General features: G+C 40.4%; 14 protein-coding genes and 7 tRNA genes. 17 read left to right on the top strand and 4 right to left on the bottom strand.

The window, feature by feature from the left end:
- Window positions 1–12 precede the first annotated feature (12 nt).
- Entirely contained in the window at window positions 13–2,592 is a 2,580-nt protein-coding gene (gene mutS / locus K5Q58_RS04940) for a DNA mismatch repair protein MutS (protein WP_220752787.1), read from the bottom strand.
- A gap of 411 nt (window positions 2,593–3,003) precedes the next feature.
- On the opposite strand from mutS, the gene recA reads away from it, so the two are divergent.
- A complete protein-coding gene (gene recA / locus K5Q58_RS04935; RefSeq protein WP_220752782.1) occupies window positions 3,004–4,062 on the top strand; it encodes a recombinase RecA in 1,059 nt (352 codons plus the stop codon).
- Window positions 4,063–4,337: 275 nt separating this feature from the next.
- Here recA and K5Q58_RS04930 read toward each other — a convergent pair whose 3' ends face one another.
- The 3 genes from K5Q58_RS04930 to egtB form a co-directional block, all read right to left on the bottom strand.
- Window positions 4,338–4,742, bottom strand: a complete 405-nt coding sequence (locus K5Q58_RS04930; RefSeq protein WP_220752777.1) for a nuclear transport factor 2 family protein — start codon at window positions 4,740–4,742, stop codon at window positions 4,338–4,340.
- A gap of 111 nt (window positions 4,743–4,853) precedes the next feature.
- Window positions 4,854–5,843, bottom strand: a complete 990-nt coding sequence (locus K5Q58_RS04925) for an L-histidine N(alpha)-methyltransferase (RefSeq protein WP_259651239.1) — start codon at window positions 5,841–5,843, stop codon at window positions 4,854–4,856.
- A 17-nt stretch (window positions 5,844–5,860) separates the two neighbouring features.
- Window positions 5,861–7,135 (bottom strand): ergothioneine biosynthesis protein EgtB, encoded by a 1,275-nt coding sequence (gene egtB, locus K5Q58_RS04920; RefSeq protein ID WP_220752776.1) that lies wholly within the window; start codon window positions 7,133–7,135, stop codon window positions 5,861–5,863.
- Window positions 7,136–7,468: 333 nt separating this feature from the next.
- On the opposite strand from egtB, the gene K5Q58_RS04915 reads away from it, so the two are divergent.
- The 16 genes from K5Q58_RS04915 to K5Q58_RS04840 all read left to right on the top strand — a co-directional run bounded on the left by K5Q58_RS04915 (window position 7,469) and on the right by K5Q58_RS04840 (window position 21,080).
- Window positions 7,469–8,323: a PhzF family phenazine biosynthesis protein gene (locus K5Q58_RS04915; protein ID WP_220752771.1), complete on the top strand. Its 855-nt coding sequence runs from the start codon at window positions 7,469–7,471 to the stop codon at window positions 8,321–8,323.
- A gap of 207 nt (window positions 8,324–8,530) precedes the next feature.
- Window positions 8,531–11,155 (top strand): alanine--tRNA ligase, encoded by a 2,625-nt coding sequence (gene alaS, locus K5Q58_RS04910; RefSeq protein ID WP_220752766.1) that lies wholly within the window; start codon window positions 8,531–8,533, stop codon window positions 11,153–11,155.
- A 534-nt stretch (window positions 11,156–11,689) separates the two neighbouring features.
- On the top strand, window positions 11,690–11,890 hold the full coding sequence (gene csrA / locus K5Q58_RS04905; protein ID WP_220752765.1) for a carbon storage regulator CsrA: 201 nt from the start codon (window positions 11,690–11,692) through the stop codon (window positions 11,888–11,890).
- A gap of 504 nt (window positions 11,891–12,394) precedes the next feature.
- Window positions 12,395–12,486: transfer RNA gene (locus K5Q58_RS04900), tRNA-Ser, on the top strand.
- A gap of 23 nt (window positions 12,487–12,509) precedes the next feature.
- Window positions 12,510–12,586: transfer RNA gene (locus K5Q58_RS04895), tRNA-Arg, on the top strand.
- Window positions 12,587–12,617: 31 nt separating this feature from the next.
- Window positions 12,618–12,694, top strand: a tRNA-Arg gene (locus K5Q58_RS04890).
- A gap of 34 nt (window positions 12,695–12,728) precedes the next feature.
- Window positions 12,729–12,805: transfer RNA gene (locus K5Q58_RS04885), tRNA-Arg, on the top strand.
- Window positions 12,806–12,827: 22 nt separating this feature from the next.
- Window positions 12,828–12,904, top strand: a tRNA-Arg gene (locus K5Q58_RS04880).
- A 6-nt stretch (window positions 12,905–12,910) separates the two neighbouring features.
- Window positions 12,911–13,002: transfer RNA gene (locus tag K5Q58_RS04875), tRNA-Ser, on the top strand.
- Between the two features lie 69 nt (window positions 13,003–13,071).
- Window positions 13,072–13,148, top strand: a tRNA-Arg gene (locus K5Q58_RS04870).
- Between the two features lie 756 nt (window positions 13,149–13,904).
- Entirely contained in the window at window positions 13,905–14,147 is a 243-nt protein-coding gene (locus K5Q58_RS04865; protein ID WP_220752763.1) for an OadG family protein, read from the top strand.
- Window positions 14,148–14,162: 15 nt separating this feature from the next.
- Complete coding sequence (gene oadA, locus K5Q58_RS04860; RefSeq protein WP_220752758.1) at window positions 14,163–15,959, top strand: sodium-extruding oxaloacetate decarboxylase subunit alpha; 1,797 nt, start codon at window positions 14,163–14,165, stop codon at window positions 15,957–15,959.
- Window positions 15,960–15,967: 8 nt separating this feature from the next.
- Window positions 15,968–17,098, top strand: a complete 1,131-nt coding sequence (locus K5Q58_RS04855; RefSeq protein WP_220752757.1) for a sodium ion-translocating decarboxylase subunit beta — start codon at window positions 15,968–15,970, stop codon at window positions 17,096–17,098.
- Window positions 17,099–17,818: 720 nt separating this feature from the next.
- Window positions 17,819–19,126, top strand: coding sequence for a CmpA/NrtA family ABC transporter substrate-binding protein (locus K5Q58_RS04850; RefSeq protein WP_259651243.1), 1,308 nt, complete (start codon window positions 17,819–17,821; stop codon window positions 19,124–19,126).
- 103 nt (window positions 19,127–19,229) lie between these two features.
- Entirely contained in the window at window positions 19,230–20,186 is a 957-nt protein-coding gene (locus K5Q58_RS04845; protein WP_374758479.1) for an ABC transporter permease, read from the top strand.
- Window positions 20,187–20,237: 51 nt separating this feature from the next.
- Window positions 20,238–21,080 carry an ABC transporter ATP-binding protein gene (locus tag K5Q58_RS04840; protein WP_220752751.1) on the top strand — a complete coding sequence of 281 codons (843 nt, stop codon included), beginning with the start codon at window positions 20,238–20,240 and terminating at the stop codon, window positions 21,078–21,080.
- The last annotated feature ends 5 nt before the right edge of the window (window positions 21,081–21,085 follow it).

The following is a 21,085-nucleotide window of genomic DNA, read 5'->3' as shown; positions in this document are numbered from 1 at the left end:
AAGTAACCTTATTTACAAACTGGCTAGTCTTTTAAGCTCGTAAAGCATGTCTAGTGCTTGTTTAGGGCTGTAATCATCTGGATTAATTTGGCTGAGCTTTTCGGTGGCTGCTGATGATTGTGGCTCTGGCATTGTCAGATTAAGGGCTTCTTGAATGGGGACTTGGTGAGTGTTTGCCAAGTCTCTGCTTTCAAGCATATGCAGTTTTTGTTTAGCGGCTTTAATCACATGAGCTGGAACACCTGCTAAAGATGCGACTTGTAAGCCGTAGCTTTTACTCGCAGCACCTTCTTGAACAGCATGCATAAAGGCAATCGTGTCATCATGTTCAACAGCATCTAAATGTACGTTGGCAGCACCTATCATCTGTTCAGGTAATTGGGTTAATTCGAAGTAGTGGGTTGCGAACAACGTTAATGCTGCCACTTTTTCGGCTAAGTATTCCGCTGCTGACCAAGCAAGAGATAATCCATCATAGGTTGATGTTCCGCGGCCAATTTCATCCATTAACACTAAACTTTTTGACGTCGCATTATGAAGAATATTGGCTGTCTCAGTCATTTCTACCATGAAGGTTGAGCGACCAGAGGCAAGATCGTCAGATGCGCCAATACGGGTAAATATGCGATCAATAGGACCAATAACCGCTTTTTGTGCAGGAACAAAGCTGCCAATATGAGCCATTAAGGTGATTAGTGCAACTTGTCTCATGTAAGTCGATTTACCACCCATATTCGGACCAGTAACAATCAACATACGTCGCTCTGGTGCTAACACAACCGGGTTAGCAATGAACGGTGCTTGGCTGACTAATTCGACAACAGGGTGACGACCTGCTTCAATATTAATTCCGATGTCATTGCTGATTTGAGGGCAATGATAACCTAAGGTTTCAGCTCGTTCTGCAAAGTTGCTCAGTACATCTAATTCTGAAGCCGCTTGAGCAAATTGCTGTAATTCGTGTAATTTAGGTAAGAGTAGATCGAATAACTCTTCCCAAAGTTGTTTTTCAATTGCCAGAGCCTTACCTTGGCTTGAAAGGACTTTTTCTTCGTACTCTTTAAGCTCTGGAGTGATATAGCGTTCAGTATTTTTTAGGGTTTGGCGACGTTGATAACTCAGTGGCACTTGATCTGATTGTAACCGACTTACTTCAATGTAATAACCGTGGACGCGGTTATAGCCGACTTTTAAGGTGTTTATCCCGGTTTGCTCTTTTTCACGGGCTTCCATTTGCACTAAATAATCATTAGCACCTTCACTAAGACCACGCCATTCATCGAGCTGTGCATTATAGCCAGTGCGAATAACGCCGCCGTCACGAATAAGCATAGGTGGGCTATCTACAATGGCCGCTTCTAATAGCTGTTGTTGTTCAGGGAATTCACCAAGTAACCCAGCTAATCGCTTTACTTCATCTTGATTGCAATGGCTTAAGGTTTGTTGAATCTCAGGTAATAATGCTAATGCTTGGCGTAGTCGTGCAAAATCTCGAGGACGTGCACTGCGTATCGCCAAACGAGCCATGATACGTTCAATGTCGCCAAGGGCTTTTAATTGCTGGTGTAAATCGGCGTATAAACCTGTTTCAATCAATTCTGCAACGGCTTGTTGGCGTTGGCTGATATGCTGTTGATCTCGAAGGGGTTGATGGATCCAGCGTTGCAGCATTCGACTGCCCATCGGTGTAGCCGTTTTATCTAATACCCATGCAAGTGTGTTATCCCGAGATCCTGACAAGTTAACTGTTAACTCAAGATTACGTCTTGTGGCAGCATCTAGAATAATAGTATCAGCTTGATTAAACATGGTGATGCTATTGATATGTGGTAAAGCCGTTTTTTGGGTGTCTTTGACGTATTGCATCAAACAGCCAGCAGCTTGCAGCGACAGCCTTGCGTTTGTTATGCCAAAACCGTGTAGGTCTTTAGTACCAAACTGCTCTAGCAATAACTGAATACTAGTATCGTAATCAAATTCCCATTCAGGTCTGCGTCTTATTCCTTTAAGGTTTTCGATTAAGTGACGATCAGCCAAGTCTTCGCTGTAAAGTAGTTCTGCTGGACTTGTGCGCTGTAATTCAGCTTCCAACGTTTCTGCATTTTCAAGTTCAACAACCACAAAGCGACCTGATGACACATCTAAGGTCGCATAGCCGTAGCCAGTTTTACCTTGATAAACAGCAGCAAGTAAATTGTCTTGTCTTTCTTGTAGCAGAGCTTCATCGGTTAAGGTCCCCGGCGTTACGATTCGTACAACTTTACGTTCTACTGGGCCTTTACTCGTTGCAGGATCGCCAACCTGCTCACAAATGGCGACAGACTGTCCTATTTGAACCAGTTTTGCGAGGTAACCTTCAACTGCATGATAGGGTAAGCCTGCCATCGGAATCGCATTACCACCACTTTTACCTCGTGCTGTAAGTGAAATCCCAAGTAATTCAGAAGCCAGCTTGGCATCTTCATAAAATAATTCATAAAAGTCCCCCATACGATAAAACAACAACATCTCAGGATGCTGTGCTTTTAGCGTTAAATATTGACGCATCATTGGGGTATGCTTTTCTAAACTTGGGTCTTCATTTACGGTCATTAAGTCGTTGCTCTTAATCTGGCTTTAACACGGAATTGTTTACGGCGCTCATCTTAACAATAATTAGTTTGATTCCCAATAAGCTATCTTCATACCGTCGTGTTTAAAGGGTTAACTAGTGGAATTTTAAACAAGTTAAATAGTTTATATCTCAGATGTTTACAGTATCCTCTACCTGTATATACAGTGGTTTTTTGTGAGTGAGTTTTGATGGTAAAAATTTATATCTACATCTAACCATTGATTTTTAAGGTTTTATTTTATTGTGGCTCAATTAATGTCAAAAAAGTATACAGTAACTATTGATACTGTATGATTATACAGTATACTGAGCTCATATTGTTAGACAGACAAATTTATTCGTTACCAAGTTCGCATGCTGAACTGAGTCACCTTAAAGGGATAAAGAGAATGAAAGCAGATCCAAATAAAGAGAAAGCGCTAAACGCCGTACTAGGTCAAATTGAAAAGCAATTTGGTAAAGGTTCAATCATGAAATTGGGCGCTGATCGCACAATGGATGTTGAAACTATTTCTACTGGTTCGCTTTCATTGGATGTTGCATTAGGTGCTGGTGGTTTACCTATGGGTCGTATCGTAGAAATTTACGGTCCAGAATCTTCAGGTAAAACAACCTTAACACTTGAAGTGATTGCTGCAGCGCAACGCCAAGGTAAAACTTGCGCCTTTATCGATGCCGAACATGCTCTTGATCCTATCTATGCTAAGAATTTAGGTGTAGATATTGATAACCTTTTATGTTCTCAGCCAGATACTGGAGAGCAAGCGCTTGAGATTTGTGATGCATTAACTCGCTCTGGCGCGGTTGACGTTATCATTGTCGATTCAGTTGCTGCATTGACTCCTAAAGCTGAAATTGAAGGTGAAATTGGTGATTCACATATGGGCCTAGCGGCACGTATGATGAGCCAAGCAATGCGTAAGCTGGCAGGTAACCTTAAGCAATCAAATACTTTGCTTATCTTTATTAACCAAATCCGTATGAAAATCGGTGTAATGTTTGGTAACCCAGAAACCACAACAGGTGGTAACGCACTTAAGTTTTATGCTTCTGTTCGTTTAGACATCCGTCGTACTGGTGCAATTAAAGATGGCGATGCTGTAGTGGGTAACGAAACCCGCGTTAAAGTGGTTAAGAACAAAATTGCTGCGCCATTTAGACAAGCTGAATTCCAAATCCTTTACGGAAAAGGTATTAACCGTACAGGTGAATTAGTTGATTTAGGTGTAGCACATAAGCTTGTTGAAAAAGCAGGTGCATGGTACAGCTACCAAGGCAATAAAATTGGTCAGGGCCGTGCGAATGCAGGTAAGTATTTAGTTGAGAACCCAGCAATTGCTGAAGAGATTGAAGCTAACTTACGTCAAATGCTACTAAGCAAAGAAAAAGATGCAGCTCCTGCTGAGTCTGATGAAAACATTGACTTAGAAACTGGTGAAGTGTTTTAAGTTTAGTTTAACTTAAGTTTTCTAAACTTTGGTTAAAGGCGAATTGCTAGCCACTTGATGCAAATATCTTAATCGCGATAGGCACATGCCCATCGCGATTTTTTATGGTCTTTATTAAGCAAAACTGGATATGAAGTGTCGTCTAAATTGAATACCAGTATTTGGAAACACTAATATGGGCCCAGCTAATATGAGTCAGCCTAGTATAAATCAGACTCATACGATCCAAGCCAGTACGAGCTACGCTAGTACTAATCAGCCTAGTACTAATCTGCCTAGTACATAGTATTGTTATTTTTAGACTCACTCGGAATTTGCTGAATTGAATCCCAATGTTCAACAATTTTTCCGAGCTCATCAAACCGGAAGAAGTCCATAGTGATATATTGATCATTTCCAGGCCAAGTTTGGTGGGTATGTAATGCAACCAAATCACCTTCAGCGATGGCTCTAACAAAACGAATGCTCTTACCCTGATACTCTGCCATTTCAGTGAAATAATCGATAAAAGCTTGTTTGCCATCACCAACAGCCGGATTATGCTGGATGTAGTTATCTCCTACATATAAATCTACGGCTTTTGTTGGTTCACCTAAATACGCCATCTCATAGAATGCGATCGCATTTTGTTTATTGCGATGAGTATCATGTGGAGCTCTATATGAAGTGTCATTTGCCATCATTATTATCCTATTAAAGTCGTCATTGATTCGTTGTAGCTTTAAAATCGTCTTTGACTAATAATCCCAAAATAAAGCTTATCCAACTGTTTTGTACTTACTGAAATAAAGCTATTTCTGCACTTGCCAAAGAGAATCAATGAAGTAGTCCTTGCTATCACTAAAATGTCTAATGACTTCAAATCCGGTTTTTTGACTGATGAAGTCAATGTCAGTTTTTAAAAACTTAAATGAAAACTCTAAGTGAATAGGCTCGAATGCTTCAAAGTGGAAATGGCGCTTTAACTCGCCGATATAAACACTTTGCGCTTCAGTGGCGATGACATAGCTTTCCATAGCACCGAGTAACGGGCTGTAAACGCCGAAATGCTGAAATTTACTTACATCAAAGTCACCGCCAAGTTCATTATTGATTCGTGTTAGTAAATTTAAATTAAAGTCACTTGTCAGTCCGCTAGAGTCGTTATATGCCTTAGTTAACACATCGACATCCTTCTTTAAGTCAAATCCCACTAGTAAGTAATCATTGTTATCCATGTTCATCCATAGACGTCGCAGAAAACCTTGGTTTTGGACTCGGTCAAAATTACCGATATTTGACCCTAGAAATAATACTAACTGTCGATTCTTAGATGTTTCCCTAACCTGACGCAAACCTTCGAAATATTCAGCGACTATGCCATGACACTCAACAAATGGGTGAGGACTAATGGTTTCTTTTAGCATTAACATCGCTTCTTCTGAGATATCGATGGGGTAGTAATTCACTCTACAATTATTATCGGTAAAACCATTGATGATCAGCTGAGTTTTATGTCCATCTCCTGCACCTAGCTCAATGATGTCTATTTCTGATTCATTGATAAGATCTGCAAGTTGGTGTTTAACGCTGTCTAATATTTCGTACTCTGTTTTTGTCGGATAATAGTCAGGATGCTGAGTGATTTTTTGAAATATCTTACTGCCAGTATCGTCATAAAAATATTTGGCCTGCAGTGATTTTGGAGATGCGCCCAGACCAGTGAGCACATCGATAGCAAATTGCTCTTTATTCATTGCCTCAACAGCTTTTTTACTATTATCAATTTTAGATATTTTCACTTTTCCCCCTAATTCCTTTAATCTTTAGCAAGCCTGATGCCTGAAAACATCCATTGTTGGTGTGGTTGATAAAAGTTTCGATATGTATGGCGGTAATGACTAGATGGTGTCGTTATGCAACCTCCTCGAAGTACGAATTGATTACACATAAATTTACCATTGTATTCTTCAAGTTTTCCTTCAAATGGTTTGTAGCCGGGATAAGCTGAATAATGGCTTTGAGTCCAACACCAAACTTGATGGGTTTGAGCATCGGCTTTATTGGGGTGATAGACATTAGCCTGTAGAGCTGTGAGGGTATTTTGGTGATGGCGCAAATAGTGCTCAAATTCTTGCTCTGTCGGTAAACGGCATTGTCGCCATTGCGCAAATGCTGTTGCTTCAAAATAGCTGACATGAACCACCGGAGCATTGAAATCTAATGGGGCTAGTCCGTGGAGGGTATATTCATACCATTGCCCATTAACCTGTCGCCAATATAGTGGTGATATTATGTTATTTTCGCACACCCAATCCCAGCCCATACTCAGCCAATATTTCGCTTGCTGATAACCCTTATCTTCAATGAATTGTAGATACTCTCTATTGGTGGCAAGGGTTTCTGATATTGAAAACTTAGTTAAATAGCTTTTATGCTGAGGACACTCATTATCAAAAGCATACCCATCTCCTTGATGACCAATTTCTGTTAATTGGCTATCAAAGCTTTGCCATGATGGGGTTACTTCTTTAGATGCTGGCAGTGGCTGCTGAATATATGGAGGCGTTGATGGGTTGCAATGGAGGATATATTTGATATCCATATAAAGTAATTCTTGATGTTGCTGCTCATGATGAATTCCAATTTCAATTAGCTTTGCTACTTCACTACTCTGTTGGCTATCTAACAATTCACTATCTAACAAATCTATATGAATAAGTAGCTTTGCTATTAATTGATCTGTTCGCTCTCTGTATTGATAAATTTCAGTCACGGTCGGCCTAGAAAGATGGCCACGGTTTTGCTGAGTCCAATGCAATCCTGCAGCTTTATAGTAGGAATTAAATATTAGGCTGAATTGTTCACCAAATCTTTCATAGCCTGTTAAAAAGGGAACTAGAATAAGCTCTTCAAAAAACCAAGTAGTGTGGCCTAAATGCCATTTGGGTGGGCTGACTTCAGCGCAAGGCTGTATACAAAAATCTTCTATTTCTAAACGACGACAAATTTGACTCGTTTCAGCTCTGGTTGCTTTATAGCGCTCAAGTAACAATAGGAGTTTTGATAAATTAGGCGACGAGCTTATCTCCATATACACTTCCTTTTCTTTTCAATTCCAGTTTGATTTCGCACTTAATAAAGATTATTACCTATACATCATCCAGCTTAGTCTTTATTTACCATTCAAAGACTAAATAGTTACAGTTTCTTGCTATATAGTTAAATGCATAAAAGTATTTTTGCCATTGCATTTTATTCTTGGCATTTAAATAATCAGCATAACATTGCCAAATAGTCATGAATTATGACTCACTAATGATGACTGTTTTATGAAAGACTATGCAGGAAAACTTTGGTTAAATTGCGCATTAGCACTAAGGGTAAACTTAATCAGAGCTTGAATTAAGTATTCATTGGAGTCGCTATGACAGAAAAGTCTTTATTCAATCAATTTATTCGCCAAGTATTTAGTGGTGATACTCAAGCTGGTAACCCTGCCGCAGTAGAAATTTGTAGCTCAAGAGTGGTTTTTGAAAATGAATCATTGATGCAGAAACGGGCTGCAGAAAACCGATTGCCAATCAGTGCGTTTATTTTTAAAGAGAGCATTCATACTGAGCTCGGTTATCATATTCGTTGGTTTTCACCTGAAACTGAAGTGATCCTATGTGGTCATGGCACCTTAGCTGCTGCAGATGTCATTATCAGTGAGCTCAATACTGACATTAACCTTTCACAATGCTCATTTCTAAACAAGCATATTACAGTTAAATCTAGCCCAAATAGTTCATATACTCTTGAGCTGGCTCCCGTTGAACTTATAGCATCAAGATTATCATCGGATTTAGCCGAAGTTATCGCTAATCATATTTGTTTAGATGCAATGACAAAGTATGAAGTCGTTGTTGATAATCTGACGCTGCTTGATAAAGCGAAACAAACCACTAGTTTTAATGGTTATTTGATTGTTCCATTAGCTAGCAAAGAAGCAGTGGTGAATTTTGATTTTGATGAGAAAAAGTTTAGTGAGTTAACTCAACAAGCCCTGATTGTCACTTATCAAGCAGCCAATAAAAATGAGATGTTTTTTCGATACTTTTCGCCGCAATATGGAGCCAAAGAGGATAGTGCTACCGGCTCCGCTGCGCCCGTAATTGCCGAATTCTGGCAATTTGAATATGGCGTTAAGTATACTTGCGTGCAACTGTCTCTATTTGGTGGGATTTATCAGGTTATCCGCAATACTAACAAAATAAGTGTCATCGCTAAGGTTTGTTAAAGCTAGGCGGATAAATGACAAGTTTTAGCGCTTCAACTCAGTAAAATGAATTGTCGATTGGCGTAATCGCTATTCAATGCAAGAAAATCACTAATCTAAGCCGCTAGATTCTCGCACCTTCAGTTTGTTTAAGTATATAATGTTGCCAATATTCGAGCTGATATACAGCTTCATGATAAATAGAATTTATCCATTTAGGGCGATTTCATGTTTCAGACCACCACAGAATTAAGAAGCGCATTTTTAGCGTATTTTGGTAACAACGGACACCAAGTTGTCGATAGTAGCTCTTTAGTGCCTCATAACGACCCAACGTTATTATTCACTAATGCTGGTATGAACCAGTTTAAAGAAGCTTTTCTTGGCTTAGAAAACCGTGGTTACACACGTGCGACAACGTCACAACGCTGTGTTCGTGCTGGTGGTAAACATAATGATTTAGACAATGTGGGTTATACCGCTCGTCACCATACGTTCTTCGAAATGTTAGGTAACTTCAGCTTCGGTGATTACTTTAAAGAAGAAGCGATTTCTTACGCATGGAACTTCCTAACTGAAACATTGAAATTACCTACAGAGAAGTTATGCGTCACTATCTATGATACAGATGATGAAGCATTTGAAATCTGGAATAAAAAGATTGGTGTTGCTGCTGAAAATATTATCCGTATTGGCGACAATAAAGGTGCACCATATGCATCAGATAATTTCTGGCAGATGGGTGATACAGGCCCTTGTGGTCCATGTTCTGAAATCTTCTACGATCACGGCGAACACATTTGGGGCGGCCGTCCAGGCACGCCTGAAGAAGATGGCGATCGCTTTATTGAGATTTGGAACATCGTATTCATGCAGTATAACCGTCAAGCTGACGGTGAAATGAAGCCGCTACCAAAACCATCTGTTGATACTGGTATGGGTATCGAGCGTATTGCTGCAATTATGCAAGGCGTTCATTCAAACTACGAAATTGATATTTTCCAAGCGTTAATTAAAAAAGCGGCAGAGATCATTGGCGTTGAAGATTTAGAGAATAAATCATTACGTGTAATTGCTGATCACATTCGTTCTTGTTCTTTCCTTATCGCTGATGGTGTTATGCCATCGAATGAAGGCCGTGGTTATGTTCTGCGTCGTATCATTCGCCGTGCAGTACGTCACGGAAACAAGCTTGGTGCCAATGACACTTTCTTCTATAAGTTACTTCCAACACTGATTGAAGTGATGGGTGATGCAGGTAAGGGTCTTGTTGAAGCGCAAGCGATAATTGAAAAATCTTTAAAAGCAGAAGAAGAGCAATTTGCTAGAACGCTAGAACGTGGTTTAGGCATTTTAGATACCGCATTAAATCAGTTAAGCACCAAGGTGCTTGATGGCGAAACTGCGTTCAAACTATACGACACTTATGGTTTCCCTGTGGATTTAACTGCAGATGTTTGCCGTGAGCGTGATATTACCGTTGATGAAACAGGTTTCGAAGCAGCAATGGCTGAACAAAGAAGCCGTGCACAAGCAGCTGGTAACTTTGGTACTGATTATAATAGTGGCCTGAAAATCGAAGGTGAGACTGAATTCTGTGGTTATACCGAATTAAATGGTCAAGGTGCTGTAACTGCAATTTACGTTGAAGGTGTTGCTGTAGAGTCACTTAGCGCAGGACAAGAAGCTGTTATCGTACTAGATAATACGCCGTTCTACGCAGAATCAGGCGGCCAAGTTGGTGATAAAGGTCAACTGACTATTGATGAGAATGTTTTCAAAGTTGCTGATACTCAAATATTTGGTCAAGCCTTCGGTCATGAAGGTAAGTTAACCTCAGGTACTTTAACTGTTGGCCAAACTGTTACGGCAGAAGTGGATAAGAAATTACGTCACCGCACGCAATTAAATCACTCAGTAACCCACTTATTACATTCTGCTCTTCGCAATGTATTAGGTACTCATGTAAATCAAAAAGGTTCTTTGGTTAACCCTGAACGTTTACGTTTTGACTTTGCTCATTTTGAAGCTGTTACCGCTGCAGAGCTTAAGCAAGTTGAAGATATGGTAAATACTCAAATTCGTCGTAATCATCAGTTAAAAACTGCGGTTATGGGAATTGATGAAGCCAAAGAGCAGGGCGCAATGGCCTTGTTTGGTGAAAAGTATGACAGTGAAGTACGTGTGGTCACAATGGGAGATTTCTCTATTGAGCTATGTGGTGGTACTCACGTAGGCCGTACTGGTGATATTGGTTTATTCAAAATCACTTCTGAAGGTGGTATTGCTGCAGGTATTCGTCGTATTGAAGCAGTTACAGGTGCTGCTGCGATGGCGTATGTCGCTGAACAACAAGCGCAACTTGATAAAGCGGCCTCACTATTAAAGTCAGATTCGGCTTCAGTGGTTGTTAAACTAAAAGCTCAGCTTGATAAAGTGAAACAACTTGAAAAAGAAATGTCGCAGTTAAAAGATAAGCTGGCTGCTGCTGCAAGTGCTGATATTGCTGGCGAAGCGATTGAGCTTAACGGCGTTAAAGTATTAGTTAAAAAGCTTGAGGGTGTTGATCCTAAATCATTACGTGGGTTGCAAGATGAGCTGAAGCAAAAGCTTAACTCGGCAATTATCGTATTAGGTATAGCAAACGAAGGCAAAGTGAACTTAATTGCCGGTGTGAGTAAAGATTTAGTCGGTAAAGTTAAAGCTGGTGAGCTAGTTGCTATGGTTGCACAGCAGGTTGGCGGTAAGGGCGGTGGACGTCCAGATATGGCACAAGCTGGTGGTACTCAGCCAGAGAAGCTCGATGATGCTTTAGCATTGGTTCAACCTTGGTTAAGTGAACGCTTAAGCTAATTAAACATAGATAAAAACTCTAAAGCGATATTGCCAAGCAAAGATTGATGAAATAACTAAGTTAAGCGTTATTAATGAAATGAGATTATTAAAGTGATTTGAGTTACGTTATTTCATCAACAATTAAAGTCTGTTGCTTTATGGCTTGAGGGATTGTTGAAGGTTTGGCATAGTATAAATATCGATGTTGATTAACGAGTTATGAGACATCGTTTTTTATTAAAATCTGGTTCAAAGCACTGTAAATTAATTGAGTATAGTTTTTTATGCTTTTTTGTTTATGAAAGCATCAACTTGTTTTGAAGGTTCTGTTTTAGCTTTGTCTAAAGAATGGTCTGCAAATGTTAACAGCTTGATACAAGTAGACCTGTAAATTGCCAAATATCGTCGATTTTCGATTTTTTACGCTAAAAAGCTTAAAATTTTTATTGATTTAGTGTCGTCACTAATGATTTGTATTAAGCTAACACTATTAAAACGCGCATATTACGGATAGAAGCTGGTGTATGCTGATTGGACTAAAGGAGCAATCGAATGCTGATTTTGACTCGTCGTGTAGGCGAAACATTAATGATAGGTGATGAAGTTACTGTTACTGTGCTGGGTGTTAAAGGTAACCAAGTGCGTATCGGTGTGAATGCACCTAAAGAAGTATCAGTTCACCGTGAAGAAATTTACCAACGTATTCAGTCTGAAAAATCTGGAAACACTGCACCTGAGGGTGGCAATTTCTGATAAATCAGAATTGTGAAGCGTTATACTATTAAAGCCAGTGCAAGCTGGTTTTTTTGTACCTAAAATTTAATGCTTTATTTTAAACCTGCTTATTACTTTCATAGTGCAGTTTAGTTATCTAAATTCTTCAAGGTATCTTCTTCTGGAGACTTCCAATTCTTCTCTTTTAGTCTCAACATTCTCAACTTTAGGGCTTCACTCATTAATAATGATGCTAATTACGGCTGTTTTCTAAACTCATTGTATTGCTAGTCTTATTTGTAGTTGTGTATAAATCAAATAATCACTAGAAATGGATATAAAGATTTTAAACGAACCTTTTTCCTGCGAGCGTTAAAACTAGATTTAATTGTTTTAATCATAAAACACAAAAATCGGCACGGTGAATTGACAATATTTGTGGCTTAAGTCGGCAATATGATTAAAAACAGTTCAAATGAATATATGTTTCTGAAAAAGGGTTTGACTTATTTTCTTCAAACAGTAATATACCGCCCAAGAAACGGAGAGGTGGCCGAGTGGCCGAAGGCGCTCCCCTGCTAAGGGAGTATGGGCTTTAAATCCCATCGAGGGTTCGAATCCCTCCCTCTCCGCCATTTCTTAAAAAATAGTAAGCGATGCGGATGTAGCTCAGCTGGATAGAGTACCTGGCTACGAACCAGGCGGTCGGAGGTTCGAATCCTCCCATCCGCACCATTGCTATTTTTGTGTTTGAGTTATTTAATGAGCGGATGTAGCTCAGCTGGATAGAGTACCTGGCTACGAACCAGGCGGTCGGAGGTTCGAATCCTCCCATCCGCACCATTAAATTATTCAAAAGCTTTACCATTTTATATATGCGGATGTAGCTCAGCTGGATAGAGTACCTGGCTACGAACCAGGCGGTCGGAGGTTCGAATCCTCCCATCCGCACCATATAAAATTCATACCAAATTATGCGGATGTAGCTCAGCTGGATAGAGTACCTGGCTACGAACCAGGCGGTCGGAGGTTCGAATCCTCCCATCCGCACCATAATTCGGAGAGGTGGCCGAGTGGCCGAAGGCGCTCCCCTGCTAAGGGAGTATGGGCTTTAACTCCCATCGAGGGTTCGAATCCCTCCCTCTCCGCCATTATTTGCATATATTGAATATGCAACTAAGCTCAATTAGCACTGAGTATGAAGTGATAGTAAAAAATTTGCGGATGTAGCTCAGCTGGATAGAGTACCTGGCTACGAACCAGGCGGTCGGAGGTTCGAATCCTCCCATCCGCACCATGTTTAAGAAAATACCCTGTAGATCACTACAGGGTATTTTTTTACCTGAAATTCACGCCTTCCAGATCTTTTTATAATTCCCCTCAATGCTTATCTGTTACAAACACGTCTTATATATAAGTCGTTCCGACTGAATACGCTTTAGATTTCCTCTCTACTAAATTAAAGCCATAAAGAGAAAGTTAGTACCATTAGTCATAGTGGCCAGAATACTTCACTAGTTTGCATCCCATTCAAGCGTTCTTTTTCATATTTAGTCATCTTCGAGCGATAAAAATGACATATTTATGCTTTTTAGCATGGCTGCACAGGTTTGGGGCGATTGGTTGTTCTTATTCTTGATATCTCTTTTTATAGCTAACTCGTCATAATCTTGTCATTTTTTGAATAAAACCTACAAATTTGAATAATCCTCAGTGTAGTCGCAATATTTTTATTGAATTATCATATAGTGTGGTTGAATATTGTTATTTTTGGTCTGACCAATTTACAAGGTGTTGGAAAAATTGTTATAGATTGGTTATATTTTTCGTCGGTGAAAATTTTAATATAACCAAACCTAATAGTTTAAACAGTTTTATATAATCTGAAATTGGTTAATATGGACTGAATAATTATTCTAAGTGGCGTTAACCCAATACTTGATGCTTAAAAATGGTGCATCGTTTATTGACCTAAAAGACTTCATCGGCTTTACGCAGTATAAATGGATCCTATGTGCAATCGCTGATTGAACATTAAGACAAGAGAGGATGTATGACTTCAATATCTGAGCAATTATTTAACGCCCTAGGCGTGATGATAATGGGGATGAGCTTAGTATTCATATTTTTAAGTATGCTAATTGTCGGCATTAAAATTGTCGCCAGATTATGCAAGTCAGAGAATCAACCTGCCGTTGCTCATGTGCCAGCACCTGTCGCAGCATCAGCAACACTTGATCCTAAGTTAATAGCGGCAATTACTTCTGCTATTCATCAGTATCGTGCAAAAGATTAAAGTTTAGGAGTTTTTATGAGCAAGCCTTTAGCGTTAACCGACGTAGTACTACGAGACGCCCATCAGTCTATTTTGGCAACCCGCCTTCGTTTAGACGATATGTTACCTATCGCTCCTTTACTGGATAAAGTTGGTTTTTGGTCTTTAGAGTCATGGGGTGGTGCAACGTTTGATTCTTGTATTCGTTATTTAGGTGAAGATCCTTGGGATCGTATTCGCGAACTTAAAAAAGTTATGCCAAATACACCACAGCAAATGTTATTGCGTGGTCAGAATTTATTAGGTTACCGCCACTACGCTGATGACGTAGTGACTCGCTTTGTTGAACGCGCCCACACAAACGGTGTTGACGTGTTCCGTGTGTTTGACGCCATGAACGATGTACGTAATCTCGAAACCGCTGTTAAAGCTGTTAAACAGGTTGGTGGTCATGCACAAGGCACGATTTCATTTACCACTAGCCCAGTTCACACGGTTGATACTTGGGTTTCAATGGCTAAAAATCTTGAAGACTTAGGTTGTGATTCGCTTTGTATTAAAGATATGGCTGGTTTACTTAAGCCAATGGAAGCCTACGACCTTATTAGCCGTTTAAAGTCGCAAACTGATTTAACTGTGTCTATGCATTGTCATGCGACAACTGGCTTGAGCACTGCAACTTACCAAAAAGCCATTGAGGCGGGTATTGATGTGCTTGATACGGCCATTTCATCTATGAGCCAAACCTATGGTCACTCAGCCACTGAGACATTGGTAGCGATGGCGGAAGATAATGGCCGCTCTACTGGTTATGACATGGCAACGCTCGAAGAGATAGCCGCTTACTTCAGAGAAGTACGTAAAAAGTATGCGCGCTTTGAAGGTGCACTAAAAGGTATTGATTCACGCATTCTCCGCGCTCAAGTTCCAGGTGGCATGTTAACCAACATGGAAAACCAACTGAAAGAGCAAAGCGCGGCAGACAAAATGGATGCTGTGCTTGAAGAAATTCCACGTGTTCGTGAAGATTTAGGCTTTTTACCCCTAGTGACCCCAACATCTCAAATTGTGGGTACCCAATCAGTTATCAATGTATTAATGGGCGAACGTTATAAAACTCTGGCCAAAGAAACTGAAGGCGTACTAAAAGGCGAATACGGCGCTACACCAGCTCCAGTTAATGCAGAGCTACAAGCTCGTGTATTAGATGGCGCAGAAGCTATTACATGCCGCCCAGCAGACCTTATTGAGCCAGAGTTAGATAAACTTCGTGCAGAGCTAACTGACATCGCTAAGAAAGACAACTTTGCCTTAGCTGCTGAATCTGATGACGATGTAATGACTTACGCATTGTTTAATCAAATTGGTCTACAGTTCTTATCAAATCGTGGTAATCCTGATGCATTTGAGCCTGTACCAAGTGCTGATGACATGGCCGTACCAGCTGCAAAAGCTGAGAAAGGTCCAGAGACTTACACCGTAAATGTACAAGGTCAAAACTTTGTAGTTGAAGTTAGTGAAGGCGGTGATATTAGTCAAATTGTTCCGACCGCAGCAGAATCTGCCGGTTCACAAGCTCCAGCGCCACTTGCGCCACACGCACCTGTAAGTAATGAAATCAAAACCACGATGAATGCGCCACTTTCAGGCAATATCTTCAAAGTCTTGGTTAAGGATGGCGATCAAGTTAATGAAGGTGATGTGATCATCATTTTAGAAGCGATGAAAATGGAAACCGAAGTTCGTGCTGCAACTACTGGTGTTATTCGTAATGTATCAGTTAAACAAGGTGATGCTGTGACAGTTGGCTCGCCACTGTTGGCATTAGCGTAGGAGATAGCATGGAAGGATTAATGGCCTTTTGGTCTGAGACGGGTATTGCTAACTTCGCACCTGATCAATTATTCATGATGGCGATAGGGGGGGGATTACTTTATCTCGCTATCGCTAAAGGATTTGAACCGTTACTTTTAGTGCCTATTGGTTTTGGTGCAATTCTGGCGAACATTCCTAATGCAGGTTTTACCGACGAAGGTGGCTTACTTTGGTATGCCTACTACGTGGGCATTGAAACTGGGATTTTCCCATTGTTGATTTTCATGGGCGTTGGCGCACTAACTGACTTTGGTGCACTGATTGCAAACCCTAAAACATTGTTACTGGGTGCTGCTGCGCAGTTTGGTATTTTTGCCACTTTACTTGGTGCTATTGCCCTTAACTTAGTACCTGGTTTTGAATTTAGCATGCAAGATGCTGCTGCTATTGCGATTATTGGTGGTGCTGACGGACCTACGGCAATATTCTTAGCCTCTAAACTTGCCCCTGATTTATTGGGTGCGATTGCGGTCGCTGCCTATTCATATATGGCATTAGTACCGCTGATCCAGCCTCCGATTATGCGTCTTCTTACAAACGAGTCAGAGCGTAGCATCAAGATGGAACAGCTGCGTGAAGTCAGTAAGAAAGAGAAAATCATCTTCCCGTTGATGGTTGTTGGTATGACTATTTTGTTTTTACCAGCAGCCACACCGCTGGTAGGGATGTTTTGTTTAGGCAACTTAATGCGTGAGTCTGGCGTAGTTGATAGATTATCAAGTACTGCACAAAATGAGTTGATCAATATTGTGACTATCTTCTTAGGTTTGGCTGTAGGTTCTAAACTACAGGCTGAAGAGTTCTTACGTATTGAGACTTTAGGTATTCTGGTATTAGGTGCTGTTGCGTTTAGTATTGGTACCGCTGCTGGTGTGACGATGGCAAAAATTATGTCTAAGGTATCAGGCGGCAAGATTAACCCATTGATTGGTGCTGCAGGAGTCTCAGCAGTGCCTATGGCTGCACGAGTTGTAAATAAGGTTGGTTTAGAGTCCAATCAGCAAAACTTCTTATTGATGCATGCTATGGGACCTAACGTTGCTGGTGTACTTGGTAGTGCGGTTGCTGCGGGGGTATTACTGGCAGTGTTAGGCTAGTTATATCGGCAGAGCTATTGTTAACATTGATTTAAGTTTTAAAGCCACTCATTGAGTGGCTTTTTTATTGGCCGATTTACCGCCCTGTAACTATTGGTCTTCTAACTCAATAGTGTTTTATTTCAACAGCGTTCGATTTCAAGGATTGGCGAATTACCACAACATCAAACACTTCAGCTTGAATCTGCTCTTAAACAAAGTTCTTAAACATAGTTCTTAAACAAAGCTCTTAAATTAAGTTTGGGGTAAAGCTCTTGAGACAATAATCCAACTTAGTTTTATTAAATACTTTGATTGCACCTCTTTAGGGTAGGCTGTTGTATTAAGACTACCCATTTAGGTGCGGTAGGATCGGGTTCGCACTAAATTGGTACTACTCTTTATAGGTACTACCTTGCTGTAAAATTATATTTCTATTTAAAACAAAGGCTTGTTAAGTTGGCACGGTTGCTGAATAGTAAAGTACAGCTATTAAATAAATTAATGTCTCTTGTTAGTCACGATTAATGTCGATTATTTAGCCGTATTTCGTGATTTATGAGAACAAAAACCAGATAACACATTTAAGCAAAGGCGCTTAATTATTCCTAAAGGAGTAATTGAGCGCCTTTTTTGTTTTGCCTATTTAAAACTTAACTTTTTAAATTTAACAAGGATATAAAGATGAATTGGAAAAAAGCACTTAAACATACCTTATTGACGGTATCGTTTGCCACGGTGATGCCTGTGATGGCAGAAGTCGGCTTTCCTGAAAAAGAAGAGTTAACTTTCGGTTTTATCAAGCTTACTGATATGGCGCCGATTGCGATTGCTTATGAAAATGGTTACTTCGAGGAAGAAGGTTTGTACGTCACCATCGAAGCTCAAGCAAATTGGAAAGTGTTATTAGATGGGGTCATTGATGGACGTTTAGATGGCGCACATATGTTAGCGGGTCAACCTATTGCAGCTACCATTGGTTATGGCACTAAAGCACATATCATCACGCCGTTTTCTATGGACTTAAATGGTAATGCGATTACTGTATCGAACGATATCTGGAAGAAAATGAAGCCAAATATTGCTAAAGATAGCGAAGGTAAACCAGTTCATCCGATTAAAGCTGATGCATTAAAGCCTGTCGTTGAGCAGTTCACTGAAGCAGGTAAGCCTTTTAAAATGGGCATGGTATTCCCAGTATCAACTCATAACTATGAACTACGTTATTGGTTAGCGGCTGGTGGTATTCACCCTGGCTATTATGCGCCACATAAAGGTGATACTTCAGGCCAGCTAGATGCTGAAGCTTTCTTATCTGTAACACCTCCACCGCAAATGCCTTCAACACTTGAAGCTGGCACTATTTACGGTTACTGCGTGGGTGAACCTTGGAACCAACAAGCAGTATTTAAAGGGATTGGAGTACCGGTTGTAACTGATTATGAAATTTGGAAAGATAATCCAGAGAAAGTGTTCGGCATTACAGCAGAGTTTGCTGAAAAATACCCTAACACCACAATACGTTTAACCCGTGCGCTAATTAAAGCCGCTAAATGGTTAGATGATAATGACAATGCTAACCGTCCTGCAGCCGTAAAAATCCTATCTCAATCTAACTATGTTGGCGCTGATTACGATGTAATCGCAAACAGCATGACAGGTACCTTTGAATACGAAAAAGGTGATAAACGAGCAGTACCTGATTTTAATGTTTTCTTCCGCTACAACGCGACATATCCATATTACTCAGATGCTATTTGGTACTTAACTCAAATGCGTCGTTGGGGGCAAATTTCTGATGACAAGCCTGATGCTTGGTACAAAGAAATTGCTGCAAAAGTGTATCGTCCTGATATTTACGCTAAAGCAGCGCAATCATTGATTGATGATAAAACCATCGATGCTAAACACTTCCCTGACTTCGCGACAGAGACTGGTTTCAAAAAGCCACAACAGCACTTCATTGACGACATCGTTTATGACGGCAGTGCACCAAATGATTATTTAAGCAAGTTCGCTATTGGTTTAAAGCAAGGCGACAAACTATAAGCGTTTATTCGTAAGCAGCATGATTAACCATGTTGTTTACGATTAATGTTAAGTCGTTAAGGAAAACATTATGACAACCATTACACGGTTAACAGATCGATTAATGATAGATAAAAGTAAGGTGACTTCTTTTTTATCTTTAATGAGTCAAGCCAGCAAAGCGTTATTGCTGCCTGTTATTGGTATCACTGTCTTTTTAGTGATTTGGTCAATTGCAGCAAACAGTATTAATACTTCGCTAGGTAAATTCCCCGGACCTGTTGCCGTGGCGGGGCAGTTTGGCGCTTTATATCAAGAGCACAATGCAGAAAGAGTAAAAGCGGAAGCTTTTTATGAACGCCAAGACAAGCGAAATGCAGCAAGGCTCGAAACTGATCCGAGCTATGTAGTAAAAATTAGAGCTTACACAGGTAAAGAAACCTTTGTAGACCAGATTTTTACCAGTTTAGTGACTGTGATGTCAGGATTTATTTTGGCTGCAGCTATTGCGATACCAATGGGAATTTGGATGGGGTTGAGTCCAACGTTAAATGCTGCACTGAATCCCATAGTGCAGATTTTTAAACCTGTATCACCATTAGCTTGGTTACCTTTGGTGACAATGGTTGTCAGTGCGCTTTATGTATCGCCGGATCCTTTGGTGTCTAAGTCATTCATTAATTCGCTGCTGACCGTCACCTTATGTAGTTTATGGCCAATGATGATTAACACATCACTGGGTGTTGCTAACATTGATTCCGATTTAGTTAATGTGAGCAGAGTTCTGCGTCTATCCCCTTTGACACATGTGCAAAAAATCGTCTTACCTGCATCAATTCCACTGATATTTACTGGCATGCGTTTATCGCTTGGTGTGGCTTGGATGGTATTGATTGCCGCAGAAATGCTCGCCCAAAACCCAGGTTTAGGTAAGTTTGTTTGGGATGAATTCCAAAACGGTAGTTCTGAATCATTAGCACGCATTATGGCTGCTGTGGTGGTTATTGGTTTGATTGGTTTTTTACTCGACCGAGGCGTATTAGCTCTACAACGCTGGTTCTCGTGGGATAAAAGCAAATAGCCTTTGAAAGTCGTGGTTCAAATAAAGTAGTCATTGAAAGAGGACAGTCAAATGAGCACCTTTTTAGATATAAGTAACATTGATATGGATTTTCCCACTCCAAGTGGGCCATTTAAAGCGCTTAAGGAAGTGAATCTTAAAATCAATAAAGGTGAGTTTGTCTCACTAATTGGTCACTCCGGTTGTGGTAAATCAACCGTATTGAATATTGTCGCGGGTTTATATCAAGCGACCAAAGGCGGGGTGATTTTAAATAGTACTGAAGTCACCGAGCCAGGCCCTGAACGAGCGGTGGTATTTCAAAACCATTCGTTGCTGCCATGGTTAACTGCTTATCAAAATGTGGAGTTAGCGGTTAAGCAGGTGTTTCAGAAAAAAATGAACAAAGCTGAAATGAAGCAATGGATTGAGCATAACCTTAAGTTAGTGCACATGGATCATGCGATGCATAAACGTCCTAGTGAAATTTCTGGCGGCATGAAGCAGCGTGTAGGTATTGCACGTGCATTAGCGATGCAGCCTGATGTGTTATTGATGGATGAACCATTTGGTGCTCTCGATGCGTTAACACGAGCCCATATGCAGGACTCCTTGATGGAGATCCAGAATGAGTTGAACAACACCGTCATTATGATCACCCATGATGTTGATGAAGCGGTGTTGTTGTCAGATAAAATTGTGATGATGACAAATGGCCCAGCAGCAACAGTCGGTGAGATTTTAGAGGTTAACTTGCCACGTCCAAGAGCACGGTTAGCATTGGCTGAGGACAAAGAATATAACCGTCTAAGAGCTGAGGTATTGAAGTTCTTGTATGAGAAACAACGTAAAGTTGAGAATATTAATATTAGCAAATCATCAATTAGCAGTAGTGAAACTGCCAAAGTAAGCTAAGATTT

It is taken from the genome of Shewanella sp. KT0246 (assembly GCF_019654955.1).
Classification (GTDB): domain Bacteria; phylum Pseudomonadota; class Gammaproteobacteria; order Enterobacterales; family Shewanellaceae; genus Shewanella; species Shewanella goraebulensis.
Note: the sequence above shows the minus strand (reverse complement) of the source record. Positions and strands in the feature narration are given on the sequence as shown.